The following is a 9,497-nucleotide window of genomic DNA, read 5'->3' as shown; positions in this document are numbered from 1 at the left end:
TGGACAGACGACGAGCCTGCGAGGAGACTGCCCGAAGGGCGAGCGCAGCGAGTCAATCCCCCCCTCACCGCCATATTCAAGAAAGAGCTCGTATGAAAGTACGGGCTTTTTTTCGCATTAAACCCCCGTCGATTACCGGATGATGACGCAATTTACAAGCGCCTTGTCCGCCTACCGCGAGCACAACGCCATCAGGCTAACTATTAGCCGGCGTAAAAAAACCGGGCGCTAAGGCCCGGTTTGTACGGCAGTGAAACGAAGATTAATGCGCGGCTTCCGGCTTGTGCTTTTGCGCACTCTGGAAGCCATACGTCAACGCATTTTTCTCTTTATCCAGCGCGACGGTGACCTGTCCGCCGTCAACCAGCGATCCAAACAGCAACTCATTGGCCAGCGGTTTTTTCAGGTTATCCTGAATCACACGCGCCATCGGTCGTGCGCCCATCGCCCGGTCATAGCCCTTTTCCGCCAGCCAGTCGCGCGCTTCCTGACTGACTTCCAGGGAGACGCCTTTCTGATCCAACTGGGCCTGCAACTCGACGATAAACTTATCGACAACCTGATGAATCACCTCGCCAGACAGATGATCGAACCAAATAATGTTGTCGAGACGGTTACGGAACTCCGGCGTAAACACTTTCTTGATCTCGCCCATCGCATCGGTACTGTTGTCCTGATGAATAAGACCAATAGATTTACGTTCGGTTTCTCGCACGCCGGCGTTGGTGGTCATCACCAGCACCACGTTGCGGAAATCCGCCTTACGGCCGTTGTTATCGGTCAGCGTACCGTTATCCATCACCTGCAGCAGCAGGTTAAAGACATCCGGGTGCGCTTTTTCGATCTCATCCAGCAACAGCACCGCATGAGGATGCTTAATCACCGCATCCGTCAGCAGCCCACCCTGGTCGAAACCGACGTATCCCGGAGGCGCGCCGATCAAACGGCTCACCGTATGACGCTCCATATATTCGGACATATCGAAGCGCAACAGCTCAATACCCAACGCTTTTGAAAGCTGTACCGTAACTTCAGTTTTCCCTACACCAGTTGGCCCGGCGAACAAGAATGAGCCGACAGGTTTATGCTCATGGCCCAGACCCGCACGACTCATCTTAATAGCTTCGGTCAGCGCCTCAATCGCGTTATCCTGGCCGAAGACCAGCATTTTCAGACGATCGCCCAAGTTCTTCAGCGTATCGCGATCGCTCTGCGAGACGCTCTTTTCAGGAATTCGCGCAATTCGCGCCACTACGGACTCAATATCCGCCACGTTGACCGTTTTCTTACGTTTGCTCACCGGCATCAGACGCGCCCGCGCGCCCGCTTCGTCAATCACGTCAATGGCTTTATCCGGCAGATGGCGGTCATTGATATATTTTACCGCCAGCTCGACCGCCGCACGCACCGCTTTCGCGGTATAACGCACGTCGTGGTGCGCTTCGTACTTAGGTTTCAAGCCGTTGATAATTTGCACCGTCTCTTCTACCGAAGGCTCGGTAATATCAATTTTCTGGAAACGGCGCGCTAATGCGCGGTCTTTCTCAAAAATATTGCTGAACTCCTGATAGGTCGTTGAGCCGATCACCCGGATCTTGCCGCTGGAAAGCAGCGGTTTAATCAGATTTGCCGCATCCACCTGTCCGCCCGACGCCGCGCCAGCGCCGATAATGGTATGGATTTCATCGATAAACAGGATGCTGTTGGTATCCTGCTCAAGCTGTTTCAGCAACGCCTTAAACCGTTTTTCAAAATCGCCGCGGTATTTGGTGCCCGCCAGCAGCGAACCGATATCCAGCGAGTAAATGGTGCAATCGGCCATCACTTCCGGCACATCGCCCTGCACGATACGCCAGGCCAGCCCTTCGGCAATCGCCGTTTTGCCAACGCCGGATTCCCCCACCAGCAGCGGGTTATTTTTACGGCGACGACACAAGACCTGGATCGCGCGTTCCAGTTCTTTTTCACGACCAATCAGCGGATCGATGCCGCCCACGCGAGCAAGTTGGTTAAGATTCGTCGTGAAGTTTTCCATACGTTCCTCCCCACCAGCTTGTTCGTCGCCAGTTGGCTGATTGCCGAGATCGGAAGATTGGCTCGGTTCGTCTTTTCGCGTCCCGTGAGAAATAAAGTTCACGATATCCAGACGGCTCACTTCATGCTTACGCAGCAGATAAGCCGCCTGTGATTCCTGTTCGCTAAAGATAGCCACCAGCACATTCGCGCCAGTCACTTCACTACGCCCGGAAGACTGAACGTGGAAGACGGCACGTTGCAGGACACGCTGGAAACTTAACGTCGGCTGCGTATCACGCTCTTCTTCACTGGCAGGCAGTACGGGTGTGGTTTGTTCAATGAAGGCTTCGAGTTCCTGACGGAGCGCCACCAGATCCACGGAGCATGCTTCCAGCGCTTCGCGAGCCGATGGGTTGCTGAGCAGCGCCAGCAACAGATGCTCGACGGTCATAAACTCATGACGGTGCTCGCGCGCTCTGGCGAAAGCCATGTTTAAACTGAGTTCCAGTTCTTGATTGAGCATAGGCACCTCCCCCAATTTTTATACCTGCATTCAGGCTTTTTCCAGCGTACACAGCAACGGATGCTCGTTCTCCCTTGCATACTTGTTCACCATCGCCACTTTGGTTTCCGCCACCTCGGCGGTGAACACGCCGCAGATGGCTTTGCCTTGATAGTGAACCGCAAGCATCAATTGCGTTGCACGTTCTACATCATAAGAAAAGAATTTTTGTAACACGTCAATAACAAACTCCATCGGAGTGTAATCATCATTGACTAATATCACTTTATACATAGATGGCGGTTTTAGCGCGTCGCGCACGCTATCTTCCACCAGCTGGTCAAAATCCAGCCAATCGTTCGTCTTACCCATCGTCAGTCGTCATTATCGGTTACGGTTGTCGGCAGGAAAATCTGCCGCTGACCAGAGTCTATGCACACAATCAATCTACCTCAATTGATAGATAACTAACATCTATCAGTACCATCCGCGACATCTGTCACATTCCCGGCAATAGCGTTAACTGCTTCAAATTTTTGATTCATTTTTACCCGATCCCCCCTGCCTGATGCTTGACGCCTCGCCTGATTTCTCTAAATTGTAATGTCGAGAGTTGGTGAGGTTTTGAACAGCCCCCACTCCGTCACCGGTTCATTCCATCTTACTTATATAAGATTTACGAAGGATGTCGAAGCATGGAAACGGGTACTGTAAAGTGGTTCAATAATGCCAAAGGGTTTGGTTTCATCTGCCCTGAAGGCGGCGGCGAGGATATTTTCGCCCATTATTCCACCATTCAAATGGATGGTTACAGAACGCTTAAAGCCGGACAGTCTGTCCGGTTTGATGTACACCAGGGGCCAAAAGGCAATCACGCCAGCGTCATCGTGCCCATCGAAGCAGAGGCCGTTGCATAGCTCCTCTGTCTCATTGTGTACATCCAGGAGGCAAAATGCCAGCCCGATCGGCTGGCATTTTTATTTAACGCCAGTTCCTGATAGCGACACTGTTACATCTTATCAGGCCGACAAATGACGTCAGCAAGATTACTCCCTTGCCAGCGCATCCACCGGGTCCAGTCGCGCCGCGTTTCTCGCCGGTAGCCAACCAAACAGTATCCCAGTAAACGTCGAACATAAAAACGCGCTCGCCAGCGCAGTCAGTGAAAAACCGATCTCCCAGCCGGGCAGGAAAAGCTGTAGCATAAATGCGATGAACATCGACAAGCTAATCCCCAGCGCTCCCCCAACCAGGCAAACCAGCACCGCTTCAATAAGAAACTGCTGTAGCACATCGCTGGCGCGCGCGCCTACCGCCATACGGATGCCGATTTCACGCGTTCGCTCGGTGACGGAAACCAGCATAATATTCATAACGCCGATGCCGCCGACAACCAGCGAAATGACGGCCACCAGCGTCAGAAATAACTGAAGAGTATAGGTGGTTTTTTCAGCCGTTTTCAGGACGCTGTCCATATTCCAGGTAAAGAAGTCTTTTTTACCGTGGCGTAAGGTGAGCAGGCGGGTAAGCTGCTGTTCAGCCTGATCGCTATCAACGCCATCTTTCACACGAACGGTGATCGAGTTAAGCCATGACTGACCCATTATGCGATCTGACATCGTGCTATAGGGCAACCAAACTTGCAACAGATTGCTATTGCCGTACATGGACGGTTTCTCTTCCGCCACGCCAATAACAATAACCGGCATATTACCCACCAGCACCACTTCCCCTACGACATTCGCTTTATTTGGAAATAGCTGGCGTCGCGTGTTGGCATCCAGCACCACCACCTGTGCGCGATCCTGTTGCTGTACAGCATTGAAGGTGTTCCCCTCCCTAAAGGACATGCCGTAAACGTTAAAATAATCGCCACTGACGCCATTAGCATTTACGGCAATATCAATATTGCCATAGCGAAGACGTAGGCTCTTTGAAACACTGGGCGTCGCAGAGTTAACCCACGGCTGTTTCTGAATAGCCACCAGATCGTCATATTTCAGCGCCTGTCGATACTGCGGGTTGTCGTCGCCAAAATCTTTGCCTGGATGAATATCAATCGTGTTAGTGCCCATAGCGCGGATATCCGCCAGTACCATCTGTTTTGCGGCGTCGCCGACCACCACAATCGACACCACCGACGCAATACCGATAATAATTCCCAGCATGGTCAGTAAAGTACGCATTTTGTTAGCGGCCATCGCTAACCACGCCATCGACAGCGCTTCGCGAAAGCTGCTGGCAAATTGCCGCCAGCCGGGAGCCGTATTAACTACGGCAACGTCAACGCCCTGTTCGCGTTTCTTTTCCTGCGCGGGCGGATTATGGACAATCTTGCCATCGTGAATTTCAATAATCCGCTCCGCCTGGGCGGCAAGCAGCGGATCGTGCGTCACAATGATCACCGTATGTCCGCGATCGCGCAGTTGGCGCAAAATCGCCATCACCTCTTCGCCGGAATGGCTATCCAGCGCGCCGGTCGGCTCATCCGCCAGAATCACCTGTCCGCCGTTCATCAGCGCGCGGGCAATGCTGACACGCTGCTGCTGTCCGCCAGAAAGCTGTGAAGGTGGGTAATCGACGCGATCGCTTAATCCCAGCCGCAAAAGCAACTCTCTGGCGCGCGCCTGGCGTTTTTTGCGTTCAATGCCGGCGTAGACGGCGGGGATTTCAACATTTTGCGCTGCCGTTAAATGCGACAACAGATGGTATCGCTGAAAGATAAAGCCAAAATGCTCACGCCGCAGCTGCGCCAGCGCGTCCGGGTCCAGCGTAGAGACGTCCCGCCCCGCCACCCGATAAGTGCCGCTGGTCGGTTTATCCAGGCACCCGAGGATATTCATCAGCGTTGATTTTCCAGAACCGGAAACGCCGACGATCGCCACCATCTCCCCGGCGTGGATTTGCAGGGAGATATCTTTTAACACCGCCACCTGCTCTTCTCCGGAGGGGTAGCTGCGACTCACATTGCGCAGTTCAAGCAATGCCGTCATGGCGTCGCTCCTGGCCTGCTCTCGCCGATGATCACCTCATCGCCCGCTTCCAGACCTTTAACCACTTCCACGTCTGTATCGTTACGCTCGCCAATGACCACTTCGCGCTCACGTTTTTCGCCGTTACGCAACAGCGCCACTTTATAACGATTGCCGCCCACCGGTTCGCCAAGCGCGGCGAGAGGAATAATCAGCACATTTTTGACATCCATGAGTTGAATATAAACCTGTGCGGTCATATCAAGACGCAAGATTCTTTTGGGATTCGGCACTTCAAACCGGGCGTAATAAAAAATAGCGTCGTTGACCTTTTCCGGCGTCGGCAGAATATCTTTTAAAACGCCTTCATAGCGCGTTTGCGGATCGCCTGCAATGGTGAACCATGCTTTCTGCCCCGCCCGAAGATGGATCACGTCCGCTTCCGAGACCTGCGCTTTTACCAGCATGGTGCTCATATCCGCCAGCGTCAGAATATTGGGCGCCTGCTGAGCTGCAATCACCGTTTGTCCTTGCAGGGTAGTGATTTGCGTCACTTCCCCCGCCATGGGGGCAACAATACGGGTATATTCCAGGTTGGTTTTCGCGGTGTCCAACGAGGCCCGATTACGTTTGATCTGGGCATCTATGGTGCCAATACGCGCCTGTTTAACCGCCATCTCCGTCGCCGCGGTATCCAGATCCTGTTGCGATACCGCCTGAGTCTTAGCTAACTGCTGCTGGCGCGCCAGCGTAACCCGCGCCAGCTTTAACTCAGCGGCTGCCTGCTGACGCTCCGCGTTCAGCTCCATCAGGGTGGCCTCGACCTCTTTTATCTGGTTCTCCGCCTGATCTGGGTCAATCACGCCGAGTAGCTGATCTTTTTTAACGTTATCTCCAATGGAGACCAGCAGCGTTTTCAACTGGCCGCTCACCTGCGCGCCGACATCCACTTTACGCAACGCGTCCAGTTTTCCAGTCGCCAGTACACTCTGTTCAAGATCGCCTGGCCGCACGATTAATGTCTGATAAGTTGGCAGCGGCGCATTTATCATTCGCCAGCTAACCATCCCCCCCACTAAAAGAATTAAAATAATGGCCAGATAACGCTTTTTAAATTTCTTTCCCTTAGCACGCATAGAAACCCTGACGGCAAAATTTTAACCAGAAAGTAAACCGTATCTAAACAAACCTAACACAATAAAGATAGCGTCGGCCTGTATTGACGATTGGTTAATGTTTCCTGTGGTTCAATCTCGACAATCTTATGTCGCGGATTACGATCATGACACAGCTTACAGATAATACCTGGTACACTTCAGATCACATCTCTCCTTTACAATTATTTATTCGTCTGACGCGCGGGCAATTACAGCCAGGAAAATTCTGGCGTAAAGCCAGCTTTCGTCGCAAGTTTTTAATCCGCTCATTAGTCATGCCGCGTGCGACCAGCCAATTACTGACCAATCTCACCCAATGGCCGGAGTTAAATACGTTACTTGCTCGTCAGCCGCGTTTGCCTATTCGGCTACATCGTCCTTATATGGCTGTAAATATTAAACGCGATTTCGCCTTAGACGCTCTGTGTTTTCATTATCAACAGATGCGCCAACTTTTATCGCGGGAACAACAAGTTAGCTATTTAAGTCAGTATGGCCTGAATCTTGCTAAATTTGAAACTAAAACCGGCGAGTTGTTTCAACTTGATTTAGTCAGTCTGGTCTCACTGGATAAAGAAGGTGAAAGCACTATTGTTGTTCGCGACGCACAGTTACGTATTCTGGCAGAGATCACATTTACCCTGTGTCGCTTTAACCAACAACGCACACTATTTATCGGCGGATTACAGGGCGCGGCAAACGACGTCCCTCACGAAATTATCCAGCAGGCGACCAAAGCCTGCCATGGTCTTTTTCCCAAACGCATCGTGATGGAGGCTCTCTGTCAGTTTGCGCAAGTCTTTCAGGCGGAGCAGATTATAGCCGTGAGTAACGATGCGCACGTTTACCGTAGCTGGCGATACATGGATAAAAAGACGCAAATGCATGCCGACTATGACGCGTTTTGGGAATCGTTAGGCGGTGAAAGAATTAAAGGGAATTACTATACGCTACCGCTGGCGATCGCCCGAAAAAGCGAAGCGGAGATCGCCAGTAAAAAACGGGCCGAGTATCGCCGCCGCTATGCTTTACTCGATAGCGTTGTCGAACAGGTTCCGGCCACATTCAAACGCTAATCCGCCCGGCCCCGCGCCAGCCAAACCACGCGCGAGAACATCTTTCTGAACAGCGGCGGCACGGCGTCAATTCCCCGCCGCCCGGCTTCCATCGCAACTTCAATCGCCAAATCCGGCTTTGACGAGCGGTGGATAGCTTTAGTGATAATTTTCCGGGTATTCATCGGTACATTAGGCGGAAGCTGCGCAACCCGGTGAAAAACATCGGCAAAGCCCTGACGATACATAAAATGTTCCATATCCAGCGCAGGCAGCGCCGTGAGATGTTCGCGTTCTTCTTCCCGATCGTTATTAAGCAGGCTGCGGACCGTCGCGGCATATTTTTTCCCCGCTTCGTCGCCATCCACCAGGACATGCCACTCGATTCCCATACGGCGGGCGAACTTCACCAGCGGTTTCAGACCGGACTGAGCAAACTCAATGACTTTAATGCCCTCCGCATCAAAATGATGTCCACACTGACGCGCCAGCTCATTAATAACCCAGGTTTCCGTCTCGCCTTCCACCAGTAGCCAGCAACGCGCAAACAGCGACGACGCGCGATTAAAGCGGATATGAAAGGCGATGCGCCGTCCATCTTCCGCGCTTAACCCGCCCGGGCCCAAACGCCAGGCGGCGACGCGGGAAGATTCGCGCACCAGCCGTACGACATGCTCCACCGGCGTTAGCGAGAGCAATTCGCCTGAGTTAGTCGTCGCTATCCGCTGTAGCGGTAACAGATTGAGCAATTGCCAGGCGACTGAAAGCATAATGGGATGTAAACGGGTTTCCGGATCTTCCACCAGAAGTAATGGTCGCGCGTCTTTATGTAACCGCAGCGTCCCTTTCGCCTGTAACAGCGTGGAGAAAAGCCCCAGCAGGATCACCCGATGCGACCGGCTGCCCGGTTTGTCGATCATCCGATTAATAATATCCAGATAGCGCCAGCTACGCTGCTCATTTTGCGAACGCCGGCGCATGAGTCGGTGACGCGCCTGTCCTGCGCCCTGCTCTGAGAAATAGTGTTCAAGCAGTTGCACCATCGCGGACAGTCCCTGACGAATCTGCCCGTCGGTTAAATTTTGCGGCCGGGTCGCCAGCTCACGCGCCAGAAAATCCAGCTGTCGGGCCGTGACTTCAACATCCGGCACATTGGGCACCGTACCGTTGCGAATACGTCGCATAAAGCGCGCATCGCGCAAACGTAGCACTGGCATCAGACGAACCAGATGGCGCACCTGATCGTTAATATTTTCCACCGGCAATGGCTGCCCATCGCTATTAAGAAAACTGCGTAGCGTCATCACGCTGCCATCAGCGCCGCACTCTCCCTCTAGCCGATAAAAAATACGGTGAAAATCATCCTCGCAAGGCGACCAGCATGCTTCCAGCGCTCGATAACGACGTACCCGATGCCGCCCTGGCTGCGTTTCGCGAAAAGTCAGAATAATATGCAGGTGATGCTCGCGTCCTTTTATGTCGCCAGGCGGAAACCAGAAATCCTCACGGACAAAATGGTAGAGATCGAGTTCCGGCGACAATAACAGAGTCAGCGCATCCAGCAGGCTGGATTTGCCCCAGGCGTTTTCCCCAATCAGCACGTTGTTTTGTTCCAGCATCAACGACAGTCGGTTGATACCGCGAAATCCCACTATTTCAACGCGTTCGAGAATCATGCTTCCTCCAGAAAAGCGTCACCACTCCATTAAACTCACCGCAGTATAACGGCAAATGCTTCCGCCTGGCGTGATATTCCCTCCTTTGCCTGAGGCAACTGTATGATAAATGTACGGCT

8 protein-coding genes are annotated in these 9,497 nt (G+C 52.7%); 2 read left to right on the top strand and 6 right to left on the bottom strand.

Annotated elements, in window-relative coordinates:
• Window positions 1–262: 262 nt before the first annotated feature.
• The 3 genes from clpA to J4645_RS22145 form a co-directional block, all read right to left on the bottom strand.
• A complete protein-coding gene (clpA, locus tag J4645_RS03240) occupies window positions 263–2,539 on the bottom strand; it encodes an ATP-dependent Clp protease ATP-binding subunit ClpA (protein WP_000934064.1) in 2,277 nt (758 codons plus the stop codon).
• A 30-nt stretch (window positions 2,540–2,569) separates the two neighbouring features.
• A complete protein-coding gene (gene clpS, locus J4645_RS03235; RefSeq protein ID WP_000520789.1) occupies window positions 2,570–2,890 on the bottom strand; it encodes an ATP-dependent Clp protease adapter ClpS in 321 nt (106 codons plus the stop codon).
• A gap of 95 nt (window positions 2,891–2,985) precedes the next feature.
• Complete coding sequence (locus tag J4645_RS22145; protein WP_212742690.1) at window positions 2,986–3,063, bottom strand: hypothetical protein; 78 nt, start codon at window positions 3,061–3,063, stop codon at window positions 2,986–2,988.
• A 150-nt stretch (window positions 3,064–3,213) separates the two neighbouring features.
• On the opposite strand from J4645_RS22145, the gene cspD reads away from it, so the two are divergent.
• Window positions 3,214–3,435 (top strand): cold shock-like protein CspD, encoded by a 222-nt coding sequence (cspD, locus tag J4645_RS03230; RefSeq protein ID WP_000447499.1) that lies wholly within the window; start codon window positions 3,214–3,216, stop codon window positions 3,433–3,435.
• Window positions 3,436–3,564: 129 nt separating this feature from the next.
• On the opposite strand, the gene macB is transcribed toward cspD, so the two are convergent.
• A complete protein-coding gene (macB, locus tag J4645_RS03225) occupies window positions 3,565–5,511 on the bottom strand; it encodes a macrolide ABC transporter ATP-binding protein/permease MacB (protein WP_023215070.1) in 1,947 nt (648 codons plus the stop codon).
• The gene (macA, locus tag J4645_RS03220; RefSeq protein ID WP_001201743.1) at window positions 5,508–6,626 is read right to left on the bottom strand and encodes a macrolide transporter subunit MacA; all 1,119 of its coding nucleotides are present in this window, start codon (window positions 6,624–6,626) and stop codon (window positions 5,508–5,510) included. Before macA ends, macB begins: the two co-directional genes overlap by 4 nt.
• A 146-nt stretch (window positions 6,627–6,772) precedes the next feature.
• Between macA and J4645_RS03215 the strand changes: the two genes are divergently transcribed.
• Window positions 6,773–7,723 carry a VirK/YbjX family protein gene (locus J4645_RS03215; protein ID WP_001528818.1) on the top strand — a complete coding sequence of 317 codons (951 nt, stop codon included), beginning with the start codon at window positions 6,773–6,775 and terminating at the stop codon, window positions 7,721–7,723.
• Here the strand turns inward: J4645_RS03215 and J4645_RS03210 are convergent.
• Entirely contained in the window at window positions 7,720–9,378 is a 1,659-nt protein-coding gene (locus J4645_RS03210; RefSeq protein WP_000599770.1) for an ATP-dependent endonuclease, read from the bottom strand. The genes J4645_RS03215 and J4645_RS03210 overlap by 4 nt on opposite strands.
• Window positions 9,379–9,497: the final 119 nt, after the last annotated feature.

This window comes from Salmonella sp. 32082101201600294FB01SM01 (assembly GCF_017572865.1).
GTDB lineage: Bacteria > Pseudomonadota > Gammaproteobacteria > Enterobacterales > Enterobacteriaceae > Salmonella > Salmonella enterica.
The sequence above is the reverse complement of the archived record's forward strand: the minus strand, read 5'-3'. Positions and strand labels throughout refer to the sequence as shown.

Bases quoted from the DNA above. Each gene is read 5' to 3' on its own strand.
- macB (WP_023215070.1), bottom strand. From the start codon at position 5,511: ATGACGGCATTGCTTGAACTGCGCAATGTGAGTCGCAGCTACCCCTCC.
- clpS (WP_000520789.1), bottom strand. From the start codon at position 2,890: ATGGGTAAGACGAACGATTGGCTGGATTTTGACCAGCTGGTGGAAGAT.
- macA (WP_001201743.1), bottom strand. From the start codon at position 6,626: ATGCGTGCTAAGGGAAAGAAATTTAAAAAGCGTTATCTGGCCATTATT.
- cspD (WP_000447499.1), top strand. From the start codon at position 3,214: ATGGAAACGGGTACTGTAAAGTGGTTCAATAATGCCAAAGGGTTTGGT.
- J4645_RS03210 (WP_000599770.1), bottom strand. From the start codon at position 9,378: ATGATTCTCGAACGCGTTGAAATAGTGGGATTTCGCGGTATCAACCGA.
- J4645_RS03215 (WP_001528818.1), top strand. From the start codon at position 6,773: ATGACACAGCTTACAGATAATACCTGGTACACTTCAGATCACATCTCT.
- J4645_RS22145 (WP_212742690.1), bottom strand. From the start codon at position 3,063: ATGAATCAAAAATTTGAAGCAGTTAACGCTATTGCCGGGAATGTGACA.
- clpA (WP_000934064.1), bottom strand. From the start codon at position 2,539: ATGCTCAATCAAGAACTGGAACTCAGTTTAAACATGGCTTTCGCCAGA.